The sequence below is a fragment of the Pseudomonas bubulae genome (assembly GCF_037023725.1).
In the GTDB taxonomy this organism is placed as follows: domain Bacteria; phylum Pseudomonadota; class Gammaproteobacteria; order Pseudomonadales; family Pseudomonadaceae; genus Aquipseudomonas; species Aquipseudomonas bubulae.
On record NZ_CP146077.1, the window covers coordinates 2,691,606 to 2,715,076 of the forward strand.

Genomic DNA, 23,471 nt, shown 5'->3' on the forward strand with positions numbered 1-23,471 from the left:
CGATCTGCCAGCCGCTCACGAATAAAACGTAAACCTGTCCTTGCCGTCATGCTTGGAGCCGTACAGCGCCTTGTCGGCCTTGGCCAGCGCCTGGTTGAGGGTGTCTTCCTCTTCGACCCGGGCCAGGCCGATACTGATGGTCACTGGGTGTGCGTCGGGATCTTCACGCACCCGGCGACACAGGCTCTGCGCCAGTACTTCGACGTCTTCGCGGCGCACGCCGGGCAGGTACACGGCAAACTCCTCACCACCCAGCCGTGCGTACGCAAAATCAGCCATCACTGCCTTGATGCTGGCGGCCGTACGCTTGAGCACCTCATCGCCAATATCATGGCCGTACTGGTCGTTGACCTTCTTGAAATTGTCGATATCGATCATCGCCAGATAGTGGTCGTGCTCCCTGGGGCGGGTCAGCAGTACATGCCCGGCCTGAAGCATGAAAGAGCGCCGGTTGGGGATCTCGGTCAGGGCATCGATGTAGGCCTGGGCCACCAGTAACTTGGACATGGTGTAATTGTGCAGCTTGATCCGGCGCAGCTTGAAAAAACTGTAGGTGGTCAGGCTGCACAAAAAGGTGAAGTAGCAGAGGATCAGCAAGCCGCGCAGATCCATGACCGAGACATCGGCCATCAGGAAAGGGTTGAGGGTGACACAGCTGATGGCGGCAACGGCGAGAAACGCCCAGCGGCTGAGCGGCAGCACCGACGCGCTATAAAGAATGCTTGAGGTGGCGAGTGCCAGCCAGATCGGCTGGGTCTCGGCTGGCAGGCCGAAAATGATCAGGCGCAAACCGAGTGTGATGATGGCTACGAAAACCGTATTGAGTACATCGAAGTGCCGGTAATTGCCGACAAAGCCCAGAATAATGGTCAACCCCACCATGACGCTGATAAACAGCAGGGACAGGCCGGTAAACCCCTGGCCGCCCTTGGTGCTGACAATCAGGTTGAACAGTAACCAGATAGCAATGCTGGTGATATAGGTCAGGCTGCAAAAATTGCGCAGCTTTTCGAAATCATGTTGGGCAAATTCAGCTTGCAAGGCGGGCGGGGCGGCCTGTTTCGAGATCTCATTTTCAATGGTTTTGAGCATTGCGAGCCTTGATCACTGTCGGATGGCGGAATCCGGGTGATCAGGCACTCAAGCATGTCTGCCGCCCAGGTTACCTCGTTAACCCTAGCAGGAGTTGGGCGCTTATCGATACAGGGCAAGCAGGGCAGGCAGCGCCCCAGGCTCAACCGTTCTGGCTGAACACTTCACCGATACTGCGCCGGCGCGCATGCAGCTCGCTGGCTCGAATCAACTCTTCGAGATCTTCGGGGGTAACGTCGATAAATGCGTCCATTTGCTGCAACGCATGGTGCAAATCTTCAGCACTGATGCCCGGATTGATCGGTGCCTGATCGGTGCTGGCCGCAGGGCTCGGCTCGGACGGTTTTTTCGGGTAACGCACGCGGGTCAGGTTGTTATAGGCCAGCGCCGCGAGCAGCATGCACACTGCGCCGAGCATCACCGGTGCAAGCATGCCCCAGCCAAGACTGGCACTGTCCGGGTCGGCCAGTACCACCAGCAGCGCCAGTGCACCTGCAGGCGGGTGCAGGCAGCGCAGCAGGCACATGCTGATCATTGCCAGACCTACGGCCAGGCACGCGCTGTCGAGGCTGCGGCCAAGAAAATGCACCACCCCCAGCGACACGACCGTGGCGCACAGATAGCCGCCGACAATCGACCAGGGTTGCGCCAGTGCACCCGAGGACACGGCAAACAGCAAAATGGCCGAAGCGCCCAACGGGCCGATCAGGTGCATGGCCACGGGCAGGCCATAGAACAGGCTGCAGAACCACACACTGAATAGTGTGCCAAGGGACACGCCAATGGCGGCACGGCTCCATTCGGTGGGGCGGGTGTTCGTAGCCGCAGGCAATAGGCGGCTGATCCAGCGGGTTTGCATGGTCAGGTAAATCCGGTTTTGTGAAGCAGGAAGGTAAAAAAAGGGCCTGGCGGGTTAACCGGCAAGCCCTTGAAAATGTTCCTTCATCTGGGGGAGGAACGCGAGCAGTCTGCCCAGCCGTTAACCAATACGCAAATGCATAATAATGATGGTTAAGTGCATTTAAATTGATGTTTGGTGGGGTGGAGCATTACCTGGGCATGGCTGCCCGGTTTCCCGGGCGAGCCAGCCATGAAAAGTTGACCCAATACGCGCTCATGCACCCCATTGCTTACTAAACGTCGCTCGATCTGGTTGCACACGGCAGGGCTGTATTGGCCAGTGGTTCTTTTATTACGAGCAGGGCATTTCGCGGTTTTATCGGCGTGCCCGGTTCGGGTGCGCGGGTCTCGCCCTTAACAATATAGAGATGACCCATCAGCTGTGGGTCATCGCACCTGGTAGGGGATTTTCAGCCTGCGCATTGAATTTCTTGCTATAAACGCACTCCATTAGCCCCGCTGAGCACGTTTTTCGTCACTTTCCAGGTTTTGCTGGACAAATAGGTGTGTTTTCAGTTGCTGAGTCGATAACTCGGCCTTAGACTGCCGCCCCTCGTAAATTGAGTGCCGGGTGGCGCTTGAAATAGATGGCACCTAACTGGTTGGGATGAAGATCGGTCAGAACGCTCCCTAATTCGCCTTAATGCACGTATTTTTTATAGAGAAATCAATGACAAAGGATAAGTTGCTGGCCATGCCGGCGGATGACTACATGAATGCCGAGCAACATGCTTTTTTCAGCGAGTTGCTGCAAAACATGAAGGTCGAAACCCACGAGCGTATCGAGCAGAACCGCATCGCGATCGAGAGCCTGGACACTCCGGCTGACCCGGCCGACGCTGCTTCGGTTGAAGAAGAGCGCACCTGGCTGGTGAACGCCATCGACCGTGATCAGCGCATGCTGCCCCAGCTCGAACAGGCGCTGGAACGTATCAAGGATGACAGCTTCGGCTGGTGTGATGACAGTGGCGATGCAATTGGCCTCAAGCGCCTGCTGATCAGCCCTACCACCAAGTACTGCATCGAAGCTCAAGAGCGTCACGAGCAAATCGACAAGCATCAGCGTCAAGCCTGAAGGCTTGACCTTGCCGGAGCCGTGTCCTGCGGTTCCGGTAGCTTGGGCTGCGCAGCCGTCCGCGCTGTCGCCCTGGCCTCTGTTGTAATTCCCCGTAAAAATTTAAACCTGACGTTGAGCTGAGTGTTTTGGTCATGCCCCTTTATATTTGGCACGGCGTTTCCACGCGAAGCTGAAAAGAACGAGGGCCAGTGTCATGAGTCACTCAAGCAATACGGGGTATGTATTGCGTGTCGGTATTTTTTTTGATGGCACGGCCAATAACCAGTTCAATATCCTCTCGGGCCGCGAGCGCCAGGCCCGGGGCCTCAAGGTCGAACCCGGCAGCAGTTATGCCGGTGAACCCACCAATATCGCCCGCCTGCACCGGCACTACCCTGTGCAAACGACGTTCAAGGATTCACAGGCGCTGACTTCGCTCTACGTCGGCGGTATTGGCACAACCACAGGGGCAGTTGATACCTCCTTCCCGGGCCTGACCTATGGCCGTGGGCGCACCGGGGTGCTGGGCAAGGCCGATGAGGCCCTGGAGCAACTGAGCCAATGTCTGGCGCAATTTCTACGGCTGGCTCCCGCCAATACCCTGAGCCGTCTGCAACTTGACCTTTTTGGCTTCAGCCGCGGCGCTGCCGCAGCCCGCCACTTTGCCAACCAGGTGCATGCCACGGCCTTCACGCAGCAGTTTGCGCTGGCTTCTGACTTCAAGTGCAGCATCGAGTTTATCGGGCTCTTCGATACTGTTGCAGCCATGGGCGGGCTGGAGGACCTGGGTGATGTGGGGGATGACATCAATCCGGGGCTCAATCTGTATCTGGGGCCTGACTGCGCGCAACAGGTGGTGCAACTTTGTGCGCGGGATGAATACCGACGCAATTTTTCCCTGACCCGCATTGCCCCGCAATGGCCGCTGGATATATCCCTGCCCGGAGTCCATGCCGATCTTGGCGGCGGTTATCCGGTCGAGATGCAAGAGCAGGTGCAGTTGACGCGCTGGCAGAGCAATCTGGTCAGCCCGTCCACACCCATCAGGCTGACCAGTGCCTGGAAGCTGGCCCAGGCGCAGTTGCTGGACTGGCAAGCCAGGGATTTGATTGATCCGCTCGCTGAGCAGGACTTCGTGCAAGTGCGCACCGAAGAGCAGAAGGCCGGCAGCCGCCAGGACCCGATGAAGCGCGTCCAGGCCGCCGTCTTTATGCAGCGCCGGGTGCTGGGTCATCTTTCCCGTGTGTATCTGCGCATCATGCATTCGCTGGCATGCAAACAGGGTGTGCCCTTTGCCGCCTTGATCAGTGCCCAGGATGCTTTGCCTGATGAACTGTTGCCCATCGCTGCAAGGCTCGAAGCGCAGGTACTGAAAAGTACAATCAAGCTCACCCCTGCCCAGGAGCGCTTGTTGCGTCAGCGCTACGTTCATCAATCGGCCAATTTCAATGCCAATGTGGGCCAGGGGCTAGGGGTACTCGACAAGGCGTTTTTCAATATTGCCCAGGAGGGCGGGCGCAATGTTTTCGAGCAAAAACCGCCGGTTTGAGCCCGCATGCAGGGGATATTGTTACCGCTGATGCAATGCAGCTATGCAGGGCATAGCTTTTTCCAGCGTCCTTAACTCTTTAAGATGGCCGACATCGTTAGGTGACTAACTAAATAGTTGGAGTATCCACCATGTCCAATCGGGTAGATGTTGCCGTGATGATCGGCTCGGGTGTCCCCAAGGGGTTGCGGGCCACGGGGCAAAAGGCCTGCTGGGTTGTGCTGGTCAACGGCGAGCAACGCGGGACGGCGTTCTCCAGCCGCATGGAAGCTGAAGAGTGTCGCGCTGCCTGGCTGGCGCAGCTGAGCGCTGGCGCGTGCGCAATGCAGGCTCGGGCTCAGCGTGCTTGACGGGTTGCGTCAAGATGCGTTCAGGGCGCCTGCGTCCACTGCGAGCTTCAATTCCTGCGCCGAACCCCTGGCGGCAATTTCAGCCTGCTCGGCGGTCTTGAACCAGCGGTCTTTCTCGACCTGATGGTAAGTCACGGTTTTCAACGGTGGCTTGGCGCGCATCACGATCACGGCCTGAAACTCACCATCGACTTCTTTGGACTCGCCGCGGATAAAAAATTCGCCAATATCAAATTCCGTCACGTGTCGCTTTCCCTTCGAGGTAATGAAGCCGGACAACCCGGCGGCATGGGCCAGGCTGATTTTTCGGCCAGTATGGCAGTTGTTGACAGCCAGCGGCGCAGTTAACGACGAAAGCCCTGTAGAACCGGGCCTCAATCAAGAAAAATTTACGGATTCCCTGACTGAGAAGTGGATGTGTATACCCAACTTCGGGCATGAGCCGGTAGAATGGTGGTCCTGTCGTATTTTTAGTCTTGAAGTCACATGCCACTCCTTGCCCCATCAGCCAGGAGATTTTGCTGTACCCGGTTTTTTAATAAGTGGGCTGAGGCCTTTTTTCTGCTGCCTGTTATTTGTTCTGGTAGCGCCACTTCACGTTTTCGAGGGTTTTTCGTTGGCAGTCAGCAATCTGGAAATGCATGCGTTGTTTGTTCTGGGTGATTTGCGGGCACGTTTGGTCAAACTGTTCCAGTCCCGCTTTGTGTACGTTACCGAGCAGAACGCTGAAGGTATTTACATCGCTGAAATCGATACTGAATCAGCGCTGGTGGTAGATGACAAACCAGGTCTCGGGCTCAAGGTCGGTGATCATTTTCGCGCAGCAGTCTTGCCCAGCCGCGAAGGTGGCAAGTTCGAAATCAAATTTCGCGATATCAAAATGACGATCTACGGCATCGGTGACTACGCCTATGTCAGCTCGCCTCTGGGCGAAGGTATCGTGTTCAAGGAAGGTCAGACCGTGATGCTGATCTTCGCAGCCCAGGAGCAGCTCAAGGAAGGCCTGAGCAAGACCCTCAAGGCAGTGACCGCCAAAGCGGCCAAATGGCCCAAGGGCGAGCTGGCGTTCAAGGCCAGCAAAGAGTGACCGAAACCTGAGCAAAACACCTGTAGCAGTTGACGAGTAGAACGAGGCTACGTCCGGCGGCGAAGCCGTCGTAAACCCGGTGAGCCGGGTTTGACTGGCAGACCGCAGTGCCTGTTTTGGGGCTGCTGCGCAGCACAACGCAGCCTCGTTCCTACGCCAGCAGCTACAGAATCACTGCAACTGTGGGAGCGAGCCTGCAACAGAGTCTCTCCAGAGACTGCCAGCTCACGTTTTTCGGGATTTTTCGTACAGGTTTGTCAATTGCTGCGTGACGGTTGAGGCCTGCTTGATCTTGTTTGTTTAACTGATACGTTGAGTACATATCCGGCATTTGTGTCTAACGGAGACTATGGTTTCGACCTTACGTCGAGTCCCTTTTGGAAGGACCCAAAAGGAACCAAAAGGTCCTCGCCCCATCGTACGGCCTTCGCTGCGCTCAGGTTCCCTCGCTCCGGTCCTGCTCCGTGGGCACGCCGCCACGGGCCATCCATGGCCCCGTCGCGGCTCTCCCGGCATCCATGCCGGTCGACCCACTCCTCAGCACCTCCTCTCGGCCTCCCGGGAGGGCTGGCAGATCAAAAACACTGCGCCCCGAGGCGGCCGACCGGCCGGCCTGTTCGGTTCGCGTGTACTGCGCAATCTCTGTAGATACTCTGTTGCAGGTCAAGCCCTATTGTGGGAGCGAGCCTGCTCGCGAACGACCTTCGCGAGCAGGCTCGCTCCCACAGTTGCAGTGTTCCTGTAGCAGCAGCCTTCGTTCCTCGGCAGCTACAGGGGCAGTTACCCCATCCCTCAAACAGCCTAACCCTTACGGACGATGTTCAAGGCCCGGCCCCGTCTGATTATCGCGACTACTTTCAACCAGTGTGCGAGGGACCGCGAGCATGGGCGCTTTTGTCTTGTCATCGGCTGTGCAACGCGGCGCCGAGCAGTTGATGGCCCGGCGCAAAGCCTTGCTCGGCTTTTTTCTGTTGCTCACCCTGGCCTTGGGCTACAGCGCCACCCAGGTTCGCCTGGACCCCGGTTTCAACAAGCAGATACCGGTGCGCCATGCCTACATGATCAACTTCCTGGACTTCAGCCGTATCTTTACCGGCGCCAATCGCCTGCTGGTCAGCGTGCACTGGAAAGGCGAGGGGGATATCTATAACCCCGAGTTCCTCCAGACCCTGCAAAACGTCACCGATGACGTGTTTTATCTCTCCGGGGTCAGCCGCCCCAGCGTCACCTCGCTGTTTACCCCCAACGTGCGCTATATCGAAATCACTGAAGACGGCTATGTCGGTGATCTGGTGGTGCCGCCGCAATACGCCGCCACCCCCGCAGATTTGCAACAGGTACGCAGTAATGCCGCGCGCTCCGGGCAGATCGGCCGGCTGCTGGCCAATGACCTCAAATCCGCGCTGGTGCGCGCTGACCTGCAGGACATCGATCCGAAGACCGGCCAGCCCGTAAGCTACATACAAATTGCCCGTGGCCTGGAAGACATCCGCGCCAAATACGCCAGCGACGATATCGAAATCAATATCGTGGGCTTTGCCAAACTGGTCGGCGACGTGGTCGAAGGGCTGAACACGGTGATGGGTTTTTTCGCCATCGCGTTCCTGATCACCGCCGCGTTGTTGTGGCTGTATTCACGCTCGTTGCGCCTGACCCTGGTGGCGCTGTTTGTCGCCTTGCTGCCAGTCGTGTGGTTACTCGGCCTGCTGCCATTGCTGGGCCTGGGTATCGACCCGATGTCGATACTGGTGCCGTTTCTGATCTTCTCCATCGGTGTGTCCCATGCCGTGCAAATGACCAACGCCTGGAAGCAGGAAGTACTGGCCGGAAGTGATTCAGTGAGTGCGGCCAAGGTGGCGTTCAGCAAGATTTTTATCCCCGGCGCGCTGGCGCTGCTGATGAACGCCCTGGGTTTCGGGGTGATCATGCTGATCGATATCCCCATCGTCCACGAACTGGGCGTCACGGCCTGTATCGGTGTGATGCTGATGATCATCACCAACAAAATCGTTCTGCCGCTGCTCATCGCCCATCTGCAACTCGAGTCGCACCTGATGACGGCCAGGGCGCGCATTGCCAGCTCGCGTCACCCCCTGTGGTGGCGATTGTCGGCGCTGGCCACACCGGTACCGGCACTCTGGGTGTTTGCCCTGAGCCTGCTGCTGCTGGCGGCAGGCGCGTTCAAGGCCCGCGAACTGGCCACTGGTGATATCGGCACCGGCGCGCCGGAGCTGCGGGCCGACTCGCGCTACAACCAGGACAACCAGAAAATCATCAGCAGTTACGCCATCGGCCTGGATGTGCTTTCGGTGTTTCTGACCATTCGCGATCGCAGTGAAGCCTGCCTGGACCCGGCCGTCATGCGAGCGGTGGAAACATTCGACTTCAAGATGCGTGAAGTCCGCGGTGTGCAATCGGTGCAGAGCGTAGCGGGGATGAGCAAGCAGGTGATTGCCGGCAACAACGAAGGCAACCCGCGCTGGGCGGCCATCCCCGGTTCCGCCCAGGGTTTGCAACAGGGCGCCTACGCCTATTCACCGGACTCGGGGCTGGTGACGGACGGCTGCCAGAAAATGCAGATCCTGGTGTTCCTGACCGACCACGAAGGCGCCACCGTGGCCCATGTGCTGGATGAGGCCAGGCGCATTATCGCTGCGATTGCCGTGCCGGGGGTGGAGTTCAAGCTGGCGGGGGGCAATATCGGCGTGATGGCGGCGTCCAATGAAGCGGTCAAGCAGGCCGAAGTGGTGATGCTGGCGGCGTTGTTTGTGTCGGTGGCGCTGTTCTGCCTGCTGACCTTTCGCTCGGTGCGCGCAGTGTTGTGCATTCTGGTGCCCTTGGCGATTGTCGCGGTGCTGTGCAATGCACTGATGGCCCTGCTGGGTATTGGCCTCAAGGTCGCGACCTTGCCGGTAATGGCGCTGGGTGTGGGGGTAGGGGTGGACTACGGCATCTATCTGTACGAGCGCATCGAGCATGAGATGGCCGCGGGGCATGACCTGCGCGAAGCCTTCTACCGCGCCATGTGCCAGCGCGGCACGGCGGCGGTGTTTACCGCGCTGACCATGTCGCTGGGGGTGTGCACCTGGGTGTTTGCGCCCCTCAAGTTCCAGGCCGATATGGGTGTGCTGTTGGCCTTCATGTTTATGGTCAACGTGCTGGGGGCGATCTTCCTGCTGCCGGCACTGGCTGCGTGGTTCAACCTGGGCAAGCCGCTGGTGGAACCCGCGATGCTCACGATTGCGCAATCAGCCAGAGCGTGAGTGGGCGCCAGGTTTCAGGTGGGAGCGGGCTTGCTCGCGATTCAGGCGCCGCGATGTATCAGCCAGACCACGTCGATCCAATCGCGGGCACGCCCGCTCCCACCAGTAAATGTGCATGACCAATAAAAAGGAGAACTCCATGGGACGCATCACCCATATGGGCGGCTGGCTGTCAGTTGCCCTGGCATTGCAGGGTTACAGCGCTCTGGCGCTGGCCCAGGCCCCTGCCGACCAGATCACCCGGCTGGGCAAGGACCTGACCTGTGTCGGCGCCGAAAAGGCGGGTAACGCCGCAGGCACCATCCCTGCTTTTGGCGGCCAATGGCTGGGCGCGGCACCGGGGATGAAGTTCGAGGGCACGGGCAAGCATCCCGTAGACCCTTACCCCAACGAAAAGCCGCTGTTTGTGATCACCGCGCAAAACCTCAGTCAGTACGACGGGCACTTGTCCGAGGGGCAAAAGGCCCTGTTCAAACTCTATCCGCAAACATTCCGCATGCCGGTTTACCCTTCGCACCGTGACTTTCGTTTTTCTGACACGGTGTGCAAGGCCACCCTGGAAAATGCCTCGGTCGCCAAACTGGTCGACGACGGCGAAGGCGTGGTTGCCCGCACTGGCGGGGTAGCATTCCCGATACCGCAAAACGGTATTGAACTGCTGAAAAATGCCTCGCTGTTTACCGTGCGTGCCTGGACCGAGGAATACACTTCGGACAACGCCTATGTGCTCAAGGATGGCAATATCAACTGGGGCCGCGTGCACTCGCGCAATATGGCGCCGGGGCTGGAGCCGGGCAAGATTGGCGACACGGTGGGCAATTCGTCTTTCTACCTTAACGAAACCCTGCTGCCACAGCGCGACAAGGGTGAAATCAACACCGGTACCGAGTACTGGAACGACAAGACCGAGCCGCGCCAGAGCTGGCGCTACGATCCGGGTACGCGGCGTGTGCGGCAGTCGCCGGGTTACGGTTTTGACATGGCCTTTCCGGGCTCCGGCGGTTCGATCACCGTCGACGAAGTACGCATCTTCAACGGCTCGGCCCAGCGCTATAACTGGAACATCGTCGGTAAAAAAGAGCTGTATATCCCTTACAACACTGCGCGCCTGCACGCCGGTGACCTGAAGTACGCGAGCATGCTCACTCCCGGTCATATCAACCCCGACAACATGCGTTACGAACTGCATCGCGTGTGGGTGCTCGAAGGTGTGCTCAAGCCGGGTAACCGCCATCTGTACGGCAAGCGCACGCTGTATATCGACGAAGACAGCTGGTTCCCGATCATGGGTGACAACTACGACAACCGCGGCGAGTTGTGGCGCACCTCGATGGTCAATTACTTCTATGCCCCGGAAACGCAAACCTGGCAGGCCGGTGTTGGCCTGCATCACGACCTGAACGCTGGCAGTTATCTGGCCTTCAACCTGATCAACGAACAACGCAACGGCTATGTGCTGAACAAAGGCGGTTTTGCTGCTGGCGATTTTGGCCCCGAAGCGGCACGTCGGGCCGGCAAGTAACGCCCTGACGCCATCCTGCTGTCTGCCACGGGCCCTGCCTGTGCGCAGGTGGCCGGGCGGAGCAAAACAACAATAACAAGGAGCAAGGCATGTTCAAGCAATACACGCGTGTTGTCGGGACCGGTTTATTGTCGGGGCTGAGCGGTCTGGCCCTGGCGGCACCTACCCTCGAGCTGGGCGAAAACACCACCCTCGACTCTTCTCTGACCGTCAACTACACGGCCTCGATGCGTACCGCAAAACCGGATCACGAATACCTGAACAACATCAACTACGATGATGCCACGCGCAACTTCAAGCGCGGCTCGCTGATCAACAACCGGGTCAGCGTATTTGGCGAGTTGATGCTCAAGCACGACAACCTCGGCGCCGTGGTGCGCGGCAGTCATTTCTATGACGAGGTCTACCACCAGCGCAACGACAACGACTCACCGGACACGGTGAACAAGACCGGACGCTACAACGACTTCAGCCAGGACACGCGCAAACTCAGCGGCAGCAAGGCGCGGCTGCTGGATGCTTATGTGTATGGCGACTTTACCGTCAATGACGACCAGTACCTGTCACTAAAGGCCGGGCGGCATCTGGTGGCCTGGGGCGAGAGCCTGTTCTGGCCCAACATCAGCCAGGGCCAGGCACCGGTGGATTCGACCAAGTTCAACGTGCCCGGCACCGAAGCCAAGGATGCCTACTTGCCGGTGGGGCAGATATCGGGCGCGTGGTCGGTGAATGAAGACCTGACCCTGCTCGGGTTCTACCAGTACAAGTGGGAAGAAACCCAGCTCAACCCCGTGGGCGACTACTTTGGCAGCGATACCTTTGGCCCGGGGGCCGAGTTTTTCCGGCTCGCCCCGGGTATCGTCGACAACCTGCCCAACGGGGCCGCAGTCGGCTACGCCGGCTCGGTCAAACCGGGCGACAGCGGCGAGTGGGGCCTGGGCACCCGATACCGGGTGACGCAAAACACCGAGGTCGGCCTGTTTCATTACCGTTATCACGACCGCGTCCCGGCACTGTTCTTCGACTTTACCGGGCAGACCCATTACTCGTCCCTGAACAAAGTGGGTGGCAACGGCAATGGCCCGAGTTACCAGCTGGGTTACTTTGACAACATCAAGCTCACCGGCATCAGTTTCACCACCAAAGCCGGTGATTCGGTGCAGTTCGCCGGTGACCTGAGCTATCGCGACGGCGCGGCGGTGTACCTGAGCAACGGTGCGCCGGCGCGGGGGCAGGTGTGGCAGGGAAACCTGAATGCCGTGTACATGATCGGGCCGACGTTTATGGCGCAGCAGACCACCCTGATGACCGAGGTGGTGCACCAGCGCATCCAGGGCGTGGATGACCTGACCATTAGCGGTGGCGGGGCGGGCACGGACGGGACTTTCAATAAATATGTGTATGACGGTCAAACACGGGGTTCAAGCCTGTTGGGGATCGGCGCCTATTTCGATCACCCCAGCGTATTCAACGGCTGGGACTTGACCACCAAGGCCACCTGGACCCAGAACATTGACGGCAGTGCCTATTCGGGGTTGGGCCGTGCTGAAAAGCGTCTGACAGTGGGTGGTGATTTCAAGTACCTGGGCAACTTTCAGCTGGGGCTGACTTATGTGGCGTATTTGAGCTCGGCCGATATTGCCCAGGGACGGACAATGGCGGATCGGGATTACCTGTCGTTCAATGGCAAGTACACCTTTTGACCCGGGCCCTCACGGCAACCCTCTCCCGGAGGGAGAGGGGCGGGATGAGAGGGCTTGTGATTCTCAGCCCGTCTACCGGGCCTCCCGCGGCATCCCCAGCGCTCGTTCGGCAATGATATTGCGCTGAATCTCATTACTGCCGCCATAAAGGGTATCCGCACGGGTAAACAGAAACAGCGCCTGCAACCGTGTCAGCTCATAAGGCGCCCCGGCCAGCAACTCGGCCTCTGGCCCCAGTACATCCATCGCCAGCTTGCCCAGGGCCACATGCCAGGTCGACCAGGCCAGTTTGTAGATCGTCGCTTCAGGCCGCAGGCTGCCATCCTGTACCCCGGACAACATGCGCAACGAGTTGTAGCGCAACACCCGCAAGCCGCTCCAGGCCTGTGCGATGCGCTGGCGCAGCACCGGGTCTTGCGCCGCACCATTGGCCTTGGCAATACGCACCACTTCGTCCAACTCATTCTGAAACTGCATTTGCTGGCCCAGGGTCGATACCCCGCGTTCAAACCCCAGCAGCGCCATGGCGATTTTCCAGCCATCACCCGGTTGGCCGATCAGGTTGTCTGCCGAAGCCCGCGCCTGATCAAAAAAAACCTCGTTGAATTCACTGGTACCGGTCAATTGCCGGATCGGCTGTACCCGTATACCCGGCTGGTCCATCTCCACCAGCAAGAACGACAGGCCGCGATGGCCAACACTTCCCGGCTCGGTACGTGCCAGCACAAAGCACCAGTCCGATTCATGAGCCAGTGAGGTCCAGACCTTTTGCCCGCTGATCAACCATTGCCCGCGGTCTTCATCGAAACTGGCGCGGGTCTTTATATTGGCCAGGTCCGACCCGGCACCCGGTTCGGAGTAGCCCTGACACCAAAAGTGCTGGCCCGCCAGTATCGGCGGCAAAAAACGTTGCTGCTGTTCCTGGCTGCCAAAGGCCGCAATCGTCGGCCCTACCAGCCCTTCGCCGATATGGCCCATACGTCCCGGGCCACCCGCCCTTGCGTACTCTTCGAAAAAGATCACTTGCTGGCTGATGCTCAAGCCACGGCCACCATGCTCGGTGGCCCAGCCAGCACCCACCCAGTGGCCTTGGGCCAAGACCTGTTCCCAGCGCTTGCGCAACCCGGGAGCAAAGTCCTCATCCCCCGGGCCACCGCGAAAGCGCAAAGCTGCAAAGTCACCGCTCAGGTGCTGCTGCATCCACTGCGCAACCTGTTGGCGAAACTGCTCATCTGCTGCGCTAAAACCGATATTCATGTGCACTCTCCGAAAATCTGCCGGGCCAATTGCTCGCGATGAAACGCCGGGGTGCCGAGCATCTGCTCACTGGCCCGGGCTCGCTTGAAATACAGATGCGGGTCGTATTCCCAGGTAAAACCCACGCCACCGTGCAACTGGATGGACTCGGCGGCACACTGGAAAAAGCCTTCGCTGGCAAAAATTTTCGCAGTGGCCGCGGCTTCCCCAAGTTGCTCACGGATACCCGGATCACCATCGATATTCAGGCACTCGGCGGCAATGCAGGCAGCGTAGTAACTGGCCGAGCGCGCGCATTCGATGGCCAGCATCAAATCGGCACAGCGGTGCTTGATGGCCTGGAAACTGGCGATAGTGCGACCAAATTGTTCGCGGCCGCTGATATAGGCCAGAGTGATGTCCAGCGACTGCTGTGCGCCACCGGTCTGCTCGGCCGCCAGGCCAACACAGGCTATCTGCAGCACATCGCGCAGCATCGGCCAGCCTTGCCCGGGTTCGCTGAGCAACTGATCGTCGTGGACGACTACATCGTTCAGGGTGATGGTAGCCAGGCGGCGGGTCTGATCCAGTGTCGGTTGCCACTGGCAAACAATCCCGGGAGTATCGGCAGGCAGTGCAAACAGGCGGATACCGGCTTCGCCGACGCTGCCCGGCGTGCGTGCGGCAATGATCAACAGCTGGCAATCGCTGCCATCGATCACATAGTGATACTCGCCATTGAGGCGATAACCCCCCGCATGGCTCTGCGCATACACCTGCACGGCGCTGTCGTCCCAGCGAGGCGCGCTGGTGTAGGCGAGGCTGGCGCGAATCTCACCGGCGGCAATCAACGGCAGCCAGCGTTCCTTGAGTGCTTCATTGCGACTGAGCAGCAGGGCAGGGGTGGCCAGGCAGCAGGTTGCAAAAAATGGTGTGGGCAGCAGGCAGCGCCCGAGCTGTTCCTGGAGCAGGCTCACTTCGACAAAGCCCAGGCCAAGACCTCCATAGGCCTCGGGGATCGCCAGTGCGGGCCAATACAGCTCCCTGGCCATTCGCGCCCAGGTATCGGTGTCGTACCCCTGATCGCTGGTCATGGCCGTGCGCACCGCAGCGGAGCTGGCCACTTGGTTCAAAAAACGTTCGGCGGATGCCTGAATCATTCGCTGTTCGTCTGTCAGGGCAAGCTCCATATGGGCCTCGTCGTAAAAATACGGATCAAGGCGCCAGCATGAAAGCGCGCAGCACGGGTGCAATCCCTGAGCCGGACTAGTCCGTTTGATTAGCCCGAGTCAGATTTCGGAGTCCCAGACTACCGTGATATTCCCGGAATACTTGCCTTGCTCGGACAACATCTGCAGGACATGCTGCCTTTGTATTTCAAAATGCAGCGTGGATGGCTTGTTATCGACATAGTGCGTGGACTTGAACAGCAGTCCAGTTGAAGCCCTCAGGGGTTCTCGAGAGACCGAGGAGTCATCATCATTGCCGATGCCATTGGGCATGCTAACCAGTACATCGACTGGAACTGCGTGGCCGCTGCTGGTATTGCTGATTGCGCAGGTATCGCCTACCAACCGGTCACAGGCCAGTTGCATCTTGAAACGTGAGCTGGCAGAAATCATGAAAGGCTGATCCCGAAAAAGTTTCTCGGGCGTGCGGCCATTTTGCATCCATTCTTGCCAACTACCCTTGGGTGTCAGTTCTACTTTATTGCCGCCGGGTGGAATATCCACTTTAAGGGTGTGCTGGACATTAAGCAGGAATTTGATCGTGAGTATATTGTCGCTGGGGAGCATATTGTCTCCCATGTCAATGTCTTGGTAAGGCCCCACGGTATAGTTGATTTCACCATTATAATCACCCGATGACATTCCGAGTGGGTTGGGCGTCTTCATTTCATAAGAGAAGTCCAGGGTTCGATAAGTGAAGTTGGGGATGTCGTACAGTGCTGCTCTACTACAGGTTGCTCCGGAAACAGGTGTTGTCCAGTAGATCGGGATTCCGAACCAGTTAGCGACGAATGTCGTCGCACCAATGCAGGTGCCAGCCCCCCGCCATAAATAACCTCCCACCCATAATTTATTGAGACCATCCGACCAGCTGCTTGCATTGGGTACCAAGGTATGGATGTTCTGTGGTTCGATAGATGTATATGTTCCAATGCCGGTGATACGAACCTGTAACTCTTCAGTTTCCAGCGTTTGAGCATGGGTGACGATCAGAGTACGCCAATCACTGTTTGCCCGAATCATCATGCCTTGCCTGGGGTCTGGGTTGTTGGCAATTATCCGGCTGGAGTTGCGAAAGGAAATAGGGGCGGAAATACTGATAATGCCTCTATTGATACAGGTTTGAGGCACGTAGCTGCAGTAGTGGCTATTGCTGGGTGTTTTGTTTGTGAATGTATTTCGGTGTGGAAGTGCCGGGTCGGGCTTGAACTCGGCCCGCACATTGACGTTCGCAGCATATACAGGCTCAAGAAGGCCAGGTATCAATACAAAGATGGCCAATACACAAGTTTGCCAATATATTGAGAATGGTATGTTATTCAAACGTGTGGGGTTGTGGTCAATGACAGAGGCCCTGGAGGGTTTAATCTTCATGCTATTACCTGAGTGCTGTTTATTGAGCTGCAGAAGGCGTCGGCCCATCAAACATGATTTGGACACTGCCAAAGTATGCCCCTGGCTTAAAACCTGTTTCAGGCTTGATCGCCTCGATTCGTAAGGGAACCCTGTAACCCGTTTTGGCTTCGTTGTCGGGCACGACCACTGTGTCGGTCAGCGCAAGTTCGTGGCCATTGAACTTGACCCGCAGGCTGATCAGATCCCGTCCGTTGGACAGCATTGATTCATGGCCCAGGCGTGCGGTAATGGCGCCACTGCGACTGCGCACATCGAATGACGCCTGCAGGGGCTCCAGATACCCGCGGGCAAGGTTCCACTTCATTATTTGTGTGCGCTCAAGAAACTGCGACTCCACGGGCAATATATAGAAGTCCGGGGTCGGAATAGTGACACTCACTTCAAAGATGTGTTCTTCGCGCGCTGCAAACCCCGCTTGCATCCAGAGTGCCAGGCTTGCCGCGACAGTCAGGCATGAGATTTTGCACGCAGATAGATGCATCAGCCTTTAACCTCCATGGGTTTATTGTTACTGCCCTCAATCAGGATAAAGCGATAATGACGGCCAGCTTTTTTGGTAAAGCTGAACAGGCGACCCGGCAAGATATGGTTTTTGGTAACGGGCTCGCACTCCAGCGGGTTCTGGACGGAGCAGTCTTTGAATTCATCAAGCAGCATGATGGTATTGCCGTTGTTTTTGACTGAGTACTGTTGTGCGGTGTCGTTTATCTGGGTATCAAAACCGGCGTTTTCAGGGCGTACAACAAAGAAGGTGCCATAGCCTGCGAGCACGTTGATCCCGGCCGACAGGGTCTTTTTATAGGCGTCGGTTTCTTCGGTGGAAAGGGCAAATTCATCTTCTTTTTCCGGCACGACCGGCACAAAACGCACGCGAAAGTACCGCTCTTGGTCTCGTATCCCCTTGAACAGCAGGCGGGTGCCCTGGGTGCCGCTGGCAGGGATTATCAGCCGTGCCGGGCTGGCGATCAGGCCATCACGCATGGCTGCATTGCCTTGGGTTTTCAGTGGTACTTCTTCTGAAGTGCCGTCGGCTTTGTAGACTATCTCCAGTATGGAAACGCGAACAAAGGCGGTGCTGCCGCCGCCGTTATACACCCGCTTCAAATAGGTGCTTTTATCGCCATCCATATAGTCAAAGACGGTTCCAACGTTGATACTGGGGCCCGCGATGGCACTAAATGAGATAACCCATAGACTGAGTATGGCACTTGCAAGTTTCATGGTAAGTTCCTGTTTTCTCTATTTACTACCCGGGAGCCTTAAACTTCTGAATCCCAGATGATGGTCACATTTCCTTTATAGGTGCCTTCCTGGTCGAGCATTTCATTCACGTATTTCTTTTCGATTTCGAAGTGCAGTACCCCGGTTTTTCCATCCACATATCGGCTGGGCTGGAACAGTTCAGTACCCTGGCCGCTTGTAAGCAAGGGCTTACGGGTGATCGAAGCGCCGTTTGAATCGGTAATGCCGCCGGGCAGACTGACAAATATATTGATCGGCACGTTGTGGCTCACGTTGTTGCTGAGTGCGCAGGTGTCGCCCATGACTCTTTCGCAGCTCAACAGCATCTTGAAACGTGAACTGGCGGAAACACTAAAGGATTGGTCGCTGGCAAGTGTTTCCGGTACTCGAGCTATGAGCAACCATTGGTACCAGCCGCCTTTGGGAACCAGATCGACCCTATTACCGCCCGGGGGGATATCAACTTTTAAGGTGTGCTGAACGTTCAGGTTAAAATTGAGATTCAGCACGGAGCTGTTAGGGATCAACAAATCACCCATGTCGAAATCCTGGTAAGGCCCTATTGTGTAAGCCAAGTTTCCGGAATAGTCACCTGCTGACATGCCTAATGGATCAGGTGTATTTAATTCGTAGGCGAAGTCCAAAGAGTGGTATGCCAACTTTGGGATGTTGTAAAGTGCCTTTTTGGCACAGATTACATCGGCCTCCGGTGCTCCCCAAAAGAACCAAAAATTTCCACCGGTGTAGAGGGGCGTCGATTTTCTGGTGCAGGGTGACGGCGGTATCGACCAGTTACTTCCGGACCACAGTTTGTTATGCCCGTCTCCCCAGCTTGTCGCACCAGGAACCAGGGTGTGTACGGTGTCGGGGTCAATGCTCAGTACTGTACCAAAACCGGTTATACGGATCTTCACTTCCTCTGTTTCCAGAGTCTGGTTGTGCCTGACGGTTAATGTCCGCCATGCTCCCGGGATTGTCACCATCGCACCTTGACGCGGATCTGTGTGATTGGCTAGTACAGGCACCGCAGACCTGAAAACTACGGGGGCGGCGATGCCGAACACGCCTTTGGAAGCGCAGTCAGCAGGGTTGTAATAGCAATATTGACCGGTATTCGGTGTTTTATTCGTAAATACATTGCGATTGGGAAAGGCGGGGTCAGGTTTGAACTCTGCATTTATTGTTATCTCTACCCCGTGAGTATTGGGCGGGGCAACAAGGCCACAAACAAAAATCAATACAATACCGGCAGCGGTTTTTGCCATCCGATTTAGCCTGCGGCTTTGTACCAGACTCAATAAACACTTTACGTTGAAGTCCGCTAGATTGTTCCGCTTCATCCTGCTGCCTCAACATTATTAGCCGATTCTGCCAACGTGTCGGGATGGCAACGCAGGTCGCCGATTTCCAGCACATTGTTCTGCCTGAGGGTTTTGTTGATGTCGATACGGAATTGGCAGAGTAATGCTTCGTCCTTGCGCACTTCCAGAGTGGGAGTGCCGGCGTTCATCTCCATTGAGAAGAAACCGTCCACTTCACTGATGCCGCGGCTGGTGGTGTTGATGATGTGATAACCCTTGAGCGGGTTACCGTCCGCGTCAATCAAGCGGCCAAGAACGGTGACGGTATTCACCACGTTGATCTTGCGGTAGCCCACGCCGCCCTTGTTCAGGTGATAACGGGCGCGAGGTGGCTGGATCGCAGCGGCGGGCACGTGGTTGCCCTGAAAGTCGAAACTGACTGAGCTGCTCTCGTACGCGGTGAGGGGAATATAGTTGCGGCCGGGGCGCAGCATGGTGCTGCCACCGCTGAGGTCATCGGCACGCAAGGCAATGTTGGCGATATCGGACTCGACGTCGACGATCATTCCGGCCCCGCGCCCGGAGGGCTCACTGCTCATGGCCACGGTCAAGCCGCTCAGGGCGATGGTGCTGTCCAAGTTAAGGCCACCGCTCAGGTAGCCGTTATAAGACGAGCGTTGCACAAAGGTATCGGCGCTGAGGCTGTCGGTCAGGAAGGTGGCCCGGCCATTGACGCCCACTCCGTAGGTATCGGTACTTGCGGTGGCAGCCACGCTTTGCAGGACGTGGCCTTCGATATTTTTGCTGTAACTGAGGGAGGCATTGTTGTCACGCTCACCGTCCCGGCCGGTGCGTGACCCCAGGCTGGCTGACCAGCGTTCACCCGGGCCGCCGAGGGCCAGGCTGATGCTCAGGTCGACCCCGCGATTGCGCTTGTTGCCGGAACTGAGGCTGCCGGGTCGATCAAAGACCGACAAACGCCAGTTACCGTCGCTGCCAAACAGGTGCGTGGGTTGCGCCCAGCCCACGTCCAGGCCGTAGCCGCGGCTATAGCCATTGCTGTGGGAGAGGCGGGCACTCAAGGTGCTTTGCAGGCCGAAGCGATGGTTCAGGGACAGGGCGGTAGTGCTGGTCTGGCCCACATAGCTGGACTTTGTGCGCAGGCGCGTGCCGTCCGGCAGGGTTTCGTAGGTGTTACGGGTGTCGAGCCAGCTGCGGTTGTGGTTGAACACGACATTGCCGAGGCCGTAGTGGTACTGGCCGTTAAAGTCGACACCGGTGCCGTAGCTTTGAGTCTTGTAAAGATTGGCATAAAAGGTGAGATTGCTGGCCAGCGTCCAGTCAATGGCGGTGCCCCATTGCATCCTGTTTTTTACCTGGCGCGCAGACAGACCCAGGATGGCGCGCGGGTGCAGCAGGTAATTGAGCGAGGCGCCGGCGGTCATGTCGCCGGTGGCCTGGTCGTCCCAGTTGCTCAGCAGTTTGCTTTCGCGTCCGGCGAACAGGTTATAGCGCCATGGGTCGTCGTAGTTGCGCCAGTTGGACGGTTTATAGATCAGCTCCGAAGACGTGCTGCTAACTCGGCCGTCTTCGACCAGGCGAACCTCGACTTCGTAAATACCGCTGGGCAAGGGGCGGGTATCGAGGCTCTGCAAACCGGCGGCAACCAGCTGGGAATTGATCAACAGGCCGTTGCGGTAGATTTGTGCCGTTGCCGGACGACTGGCGGTGACATACACCGGGTATACGCCGGGTTTGGCTTGATCGATGACCAGGCTGTCGGAACTGCCATACATGATGCCCACTGTGGTATCGGGGCTGGCGCCAAAAGTGCGAATTTGCCGGGTCAAACCTTCGGAGCCTGGAGTGAAATAGCCCAGGCGCAGAAATGTACCTTCCAGTTCACGCTGGGTGTGGGCTTCATAGACAGCATGTTTGAGCTGACTTTGGTCCGGACCATCCATGCGTGTGAGTTGCAGGTTGAGCGTTTGGCTCCAGTGGCCGATGCTGCCGCTGGCCTCCAGGCCATAACGACCGTCAACTTGCTCTCGCTGGCCGGCGGTGAGGTTTAGCTGATTGCGCACAATCAAACCGCCGCTGCCGCCGCTGGGCAGTTCGTGATAGCGGCTCTTCTGATAATCCTGTTCCGCCCTGGCGGTCAGCAACGAGACCATGGAGTTTTCCAGGTTGTAATGAACCGCCATTAACTGTTCGGGGCATTTGCCAGTGCAGGCTCCCAGTTGCACTCCTTGCTGGAGAAACTCCGACCAGGTGTCGCGCTCACTGGCCGGAATCTGGCTGGCGTTGAAGTCGGTGAACTCAAGGAGGGTCAGACGATCATCGCGGGTCAGTACGACCATGGCTTCACCCACCAGTTGCGAGTTGCGCTCGACCTGAACGGCCAGCGGTACATCGAAAAGGTGCTCTTCGAAGTCAGCCGGCAAGCCTTTGGCCTGGGCAAGCAAACTTCGGGGTGTACTGACTTCTGCGGCTGCCATTGATGCTGCAGGGAACAACAAGGCCAGCGTCACCGCGATGCGAGTCATCGGGAACATAAACGCAATACTCTAATAACGGACAGTCAATCCAGAAGAGGCGCCCGGTCGAAAACCGGCCGGGCGCGGGTATCGCCAGATGAATCAACGGTGTTGGCAGATCAGGGGGTGGGTGGCGTGCTGTCGAACATCACGGTAAATGCGGTACTGAAATTGCCAGAGGCACCTGTTGGTATGGCGCCAGCAGATACCTCCAGCTCTGCAGTACCGCCTGCGGCGGAGGCGGGGGCGGTTGCCACCTCCAGGGCTGCAGCCGTAAGGGTCACACCGTTGAATTTGGTGGTCAGAGGGATGTTGTGTGCGGTGTTACCGTTGAACAGCGCCCGTGGCCCGCCATCGATATACGCGCGCAATGCACCGCCTGTGCTCTTGTAGGTGAAGTTTTCACGAAGGCTGTTGATTTTGTTTTGGCCGATGTCATAGCCCATTACTTCAGCCTGACCGAAGGTCGGGCTAGAGGCTTGTGCATAGAAAGCAGTGCTTGGAACAGTGGCGCTGATATTAATCTGGGTACTTGTACTGTCGGCAGCCCATGCACTGGAAACACCGAACACCATTACTGCCGCAGCAACCAGAGCGGTTTTGTTTATTAACATTTTGTTTACCTGTTGTATAATAGGTGTAAAGGAACATGCATTTGTGGAAACAGAGTGTTTTCCAATCGGCCGAGGATGATTAAGTTTGAATTCCGTCCAGATATCTGGCGTTTGTCATCAGGCTGGAATGGGCTTTCGACCCCCGGCTGGTCAAGCTGGATCAGAATATTAGAATTTCAGGATGGTTAAAGTAGCCAAGTGCGAACGTTTAAGTGGCTTTGGTCTTGCGATCTTGCGGCTTTCTTCCTTTGATAGTTGAGTGAATAATCCTGCTTGTATAAGTTCCTCCTGTAAGTGCAGGCTATGGCAGCAAGTTGTATTGTTTGAGCTTTGTTATTTTCTGCTGGGGCGGCTGATCTGTTTTTATAAGAGAGTGCTGTGTTGTTTGAGTGAAATATCCAAGTAAAACGTAAGTTCATTAGTTCTTATGGCGTAGGGTGTGATTAATTAATGATGATTGATCGCTGCCGCGGGCATTTACTTGTGGCTATACGGGCGTGCGCCTGTGGCTCTGTGTCTTATGTTTAGTCTCAACGGACGATGATCCGCCTCGCGCGCCTTCCCATACTGCTCCCATGGTTTTTTTGCCAATCCAGGAGCACATGTGAACAGCGCAGCCCATACCGCATTTCAGACCAGTATCGACGCGGGCGTCGCTGAACTGGTGATCGACCGGCCACCGGTCAATGCCCTCGACAGCCAGGAATGGCTCGATCTGGCACGTACTCTCGAAGCATTGGGGCAAGACCCGCAAGTGCGAGTCATCGTGATCCGCTCCGAGGGCCGTGGCTTCTGCGCCGGGGTCGATATCAAGGAGCTGGACGCCCACCCCGAACGTATCGTGACCGTCAATGCCGGCAACTACGCCACCTTCAAGGCCATTCACCGCAATCCGGTGCCGGTGATTGTTGCCGTGCATGGCTATGTGCTGGGTGGCGGGATCGGTATTACCGGCGCTGCCGATATTGTCGTTGCCTCCGATTGCGCCAGTTTTGCCTTACCCGAAGTGGATCGCGGCGCCATGGGCGGCGGGGCGCATTTGCAGCGTCTGTTCCCGGTGCAGAAAGTCCGTTATCTGTTTTTGACCGGCGACAAGATCAGTGCCGTTGACGCCCAGCAATACGGCTTTATCGAGCGCGTGGTGCCCCGTGAGCAATTGCGTGAAACCGCGCTGCAAATTGCCCGCAAGATCGCCAGCAAAAGCCCGGACATGATCCGCATCGCCAAGGAAGCCCTGAACGGTATCGAAGACGGCAACCTGGAAGACAAATACCGCTGGGAACAGGGGTTCACGCTGCAGGCCTACAACAGCACGGACTCCGCCGAAACCCGCCGCGCATTCGTTGAAAAACGCGACGCCAACTTCTGAGGAG

19 protein-coding genes are annotated in these 23,471 nt (G+C 57.3%); 8 read left to right on the forward strand and 11 right to left on the reverse strand.

The window, feature by feature from the left end:
• Window positions 1-15: 15 nt before the first annotated feature.
• Together V6L81_RS12500 and V6L81_RS12505 are read right to left on the reverse strand one after the other, a co-directional pair.
• Window positions 16-1,092 carry a GGDEF domain-containing protein gene (locus V6L81_RS12500; protein ID WP_095002396.1) on the reverse strand — a complete coding sequence of 359 codons (1,077 nt, stop codon included), beginning with the start codon at window positions 1,090-1,092 and terminating at the stop codon, window positions 16-18.
• A 142-nt stretch (window positions 1,093-1,234) separates the two neighbouring features.
• Window positions 1,235-1,951, reverse strand: a complete 717-nt coding sequence (locus tag V6L81_RS12505) for an HPP family protein (RefSeq protein ID WP_095002397.1) — start codon at window positions 1,949-1,951, stop codon at window positions 1,235-1,237.
• 711 nt (window positions 1,952-2,662) lie between these two features.
• Here V6L81_RS12505 and V6L81_RS12510 point away from each other — a divergent pair.
• From V6L81_RS12510 to V6L81_RS12520, 3 genes are all read left to right on the forward strand, one after another.
• Complete coding sequence (locus V6L81_RS12510) at window positions 2,663-3,067, forward strand: TraR/DksA family transcriptional regulator (protein WP_016780464.1); 405 nt, start codon at window positions 2,663-2,665, stop codon at window positions 3,065-3,067.
• A gap of 196 nt (window positions 3,068-3,263) precedes the next feature.
• Window positions 3,264-4,598, forward strand: a complete 1,335-nt coding sequence (locus tag V6L81_RS12515; protein ID WP_338659972.1) for a phospholipase effector Tle1 domain-containing protein — start codon at window positions 3,264-3,266, stop codon at window positions 4,596-4,598.
• Between the two features lie 131 nt (window positions 4,599-4,729).
• Window positions 4,730-4,948, forward strand: coding sequence for a hypothetical protein (locus tag V6L81_RS12520; protein ID WP_095018859.1), 219 nt, complete (start codon window positions 4,730-4,732; stop codon window positions 4,946-4,948).
• Between the two features lie 9 nt (window positions 4,949-4,957).
• On the opposite strand, the gene V6L81_RS12525 is transcribed toward V6L81_RS12520, so the two are convergent.
• Window positions 4,958-5,191, reverse strand: a complete 234-nt coding sequence (locus tag V6L81_RS12525; RefSeq protein WP_095002400.1) for a hypothetical protein — start codon at window positions 5,189-5,191, stop codon at window positions 4,958-4,960.
• 373 nt (window positions 5,192-5,564) lie between these two features.
• Here V6L81_RS12525 and V6L81_RS12530 point away from each other — a divergent pair, with 373 nt between their 5' ends.
• From V6L81_RS12530 to V6L81_RS12545, 4 genes are all read left to right on the forward strand, one after another.
• Complete coding sequence (locus V6L81_RS12530) at window positions 5,565-6,035, forward strand: hypothetical protein (protein ID WP_095002401.1); 471 nt, start codon at window positions 5,565-5,567, stop codon at window positions 6,033-6,035.
• Between the two features lie 884 nt (window positions 6,036-6,919).
• The gene (locus V6L81_RS12535) at window positions 6,920-9,298 is read left to right on the forward strand and encodes an efflux RND transporter permease subunit (RefSeq protein WP_338659973.1); all 2,379 of its coding nucleotides are present in this window, start codon (window positions 6,920-6,922) and stop codon (window positions 9,296-9,298) included.
• A 139-nt stretch (window positions 9,299-9,437) separates the two neighbouring features.
• Complete coding sequence (locus tag V6L81_RS12540) at window positions 9,438-10,820, forward strand: DUF1329 domain-containing protein (protein WP_338659974.1); 1,383 nt, start codon at window positions 9,438-9,440, stop codon at window positions 10,818-10,820.
• Between the two features lie 89 nt (window positions 10,821-10,909).
• On the forward strand, window positions 10,910-12,523 hold the full coding sequence (locus V6L81_RS12545) for a DUF1302 domain-containing protein (RefSeq protein WP_095018861.1): 1,614 nt from the start codon (window positions 10,910-10,912) through the stop codon (window positions 12,521-12,523).
• Between the two features lie 72 nt (window positions 12,524-12,595).
• Here V6L81_RS12545 and V6L81_RS12550 read toward each other — a convergent pair whose 3' ends face one another.
• The 8 genes from V6L81_RS12550 to V6L81_RS12585 form a co-directional block, all read right to left on the reverse strand.
• On the reverse strand, window positions 12,596-13,780 hold the full coding sequence (locus V6L81_RS12550) for an acyl-CoA dehydrogenase family protein (protein ID WP_095018862.1): 1,185 nt from the start codon (window positions 13,778-13,780) through the stop codon (window positions 12,596-12,598).
• The gene (locus V6L81_RS12555) at window positions 13,777-14,949 is read right to left on the reverse strand and encodes an acyl-CoA dehydrogenase family protein (protein WP_338659975.1); all 1,173 of its coding nucleotides are present in this window, start codon (window positions 14,947-14,949) and stop codon (window positions 13,777-13,779) included. The genes V6L81_RS12550 and V6L81_RS12555 overlap by 4 nt, the downstream gene beginning before the upstream one ends.
• A 99-nt stretch (window positions 14,950-15,048) precedes the next feature.
• Complete coding sequence (locus tag V6L81_RS12560; RefSeq protein WP_338659976.1) at window positions 15,049-16,362, reverse strand: hypothetical protein; 1,314 nt, start codon at window positions 16,360-16,362, stop codon at window positions 15,049-15,051.
• A gap of 19 nt (window positions 16,363-16,381) precedes the next feature.
• Window positions 16,382-16,885 (reverse strand): CS1 type fimbrial major subunit, encoded by a 504-nt coding sequence (locus tag V6L81_RS12565; protein ID WP_232527606.1) that lies wholly within the window; start codon window positions 16,883-16,885, stop codon window positions 16,382-16,384.
• A complete protein-coding gene (locus tag V6L81_RS12570; RefSeq protein WP_338659977.1) occupies window positions 16,885-17,625 on the reverse strand; it encodes a molecular chaperone in 741 nt (246 codons plus the stop codon). The genes V6L81_RS12565 and V6L81_RS12570 overlap by 1 nt, the downstream gene beginning before the upstream one ends.
• Before the next feature lie 38 nt (window positions 17,626-17,663).
• Complete coding sequence (locus V6L81_RS12575) at window positions 17,664-18,911, reverse strand: hypothetical protein (RefSeq protein WP_338659978.1); 1,248 nt, start codon at window positions 18,909-18,911, stop codon at window positions 17,664-17,666.
• A 71-nt stretch (window positions 18,912-18,982) separates the two neighbouring features.
• Entirely contained in the window at window positions 18,983-21,502 is a 2,520-nt protein-coding gene (locus V6L81_RS12580; protein ID WP_338659979.1) for a CS1-pili formation C-terminal domain-containing protein, read from the reverse strand.
• Window positions 21,503-21,603: 101 nt separating this feature from the next.
• Complete coding sequence (locus tag V6L81_RS12585; RefSeq protein ID WP_232527604.1) at window positions 21,604-22,098, reverse strand: CS1 type fimbrial major subunit; 495 nt, start codon at window positions 22,096-22,098, stop codon at window positions 21,604-21,606.
• Between the two features lie 604 nt (window positions 22,099-22,702).
• On the opposite strand from V6L81_RS12585, the gene V6L81_RS12590 reads away from it, so the two are divergent.
• A complete protein-coding gene (locus V6L81_RS12590) occupies window positions 22,703-23,467 on the forward strand; it encodes an enoyl-CoA hydratase family protein (protein ID WP_095002410.1) in 765 nt (254 codons plus the stop codon).
• Window positions 23,468-23,471 lie beyond the last annotated feature (4 nt).

Coding starts and splice junctions, on each gene's coding strand:
- V6L81_RS12500 (WP_095002396.1), bottom strand. CDS start 1,092: ATGCTCAAAACCATTGAAAATGAGATCTCGAAACAGGCCGCCCCGCCC.
- V6L81_RS12505 (WP_095002397.1), bottom strand. CDS start 1,951: ATGCAAACCCGCTGGATCAGCCGCCTATTGCCTGCGGCTACGAACACC.
- V6L81_RS12510 (WP_016780464.1), top strand. CDS start 2,663: ATGACAAAGGATAAGTTGCTGGCCATGCCGGCGGATGACTACATGAAT.
- V6L81_RS12515 (WP_338659972.1), top strand. CDS start 3,264: ATGAGTCACTCAAGCAATACGGGGTATGTATTGCGTGTCGGTATTTTT.
- V6L81_RS12520 (WP_095018859.1), top strand. CDS start 4,730: ATGTCCAATCGGGTAGATGTTGCCGTGATGATCGGCTCGGGTGTCCCC.
- V6L81_RS12535 (WP_338659973.1), top strand. CDS start 6,920: ATGGGCGCTTTTGTCTTGTCATCGGCTGTGCAACGCGGCGCCGAGCAG.
- V6L81_RS12540 (WP_338659974.1), top strand. CDS start 9,438: ATGGGACGCATCACCCATATGGGCGGCTGGCTGTCAGTTGCCCTGGCA.
- V6L81_RS12545 (WP_095018861.1), top strand. CDS start 10,910: ATGTTCAAGCAATACACGCGTGTTGTCGGGACCGGTTTATTGTCGGGG.
- V6L81_RS12550 (WP_095018862.1), bottom strand. CDS start 13,780: ATGAATATCGGTTTTAGCGCAGCAGATGAGCAGTTTCGCCAACAGGTT.
- V6L81_RS12555 (WP_338659975.1), bottom strand. CDS start 14,949: ATGGAGCTTGCCCTGACAGACGAACAGCGAATGATTCAGGCATCCGCC.
- V6L81_RS12560 (WP_338659976.1), bottom strand. CDS start 16,362: ATGAAGATTAAACCCTCCAGGGCCTCTGTCATTGACCACAACCCCACA.
- V6L81_RS12565 (WP_232527606.1), bottom strand. CDS start 16,885: ATGCATCTATCTGCGTGCAAAATCTCATGCCTGACTGTCGCGGCAAGC.
- V6L81_RS12570 (WP_338659977.1), bottom strand. CDS start 17,625: ATGAAACTTGCAAGTGCCATACTCAGTCTATGGGTTATCTCATTTAGT.
- V6L81_RS12575 (WP_338659978.1), bottom strand. CDS start 18,911: ATGGCAAAAACCGCTGCCGGTATTGTATTGATTTTTGTTTGTGGCCTT.
- V6L81_RS12580 (WP_338659979.1), bottom strand. CDS start 21,502: ATGTTCCCGATGACTCGCATCGCGGTGACGCTGGCCTTGTTGTTCCCT.
- V6L81_RS12585 (WP_232527604.1), bottom strand. CDS start 22,098: ATGTTAATAAACAAAACCGCTCTGGTTGCTGCGGCAGTAATGGTGTTC.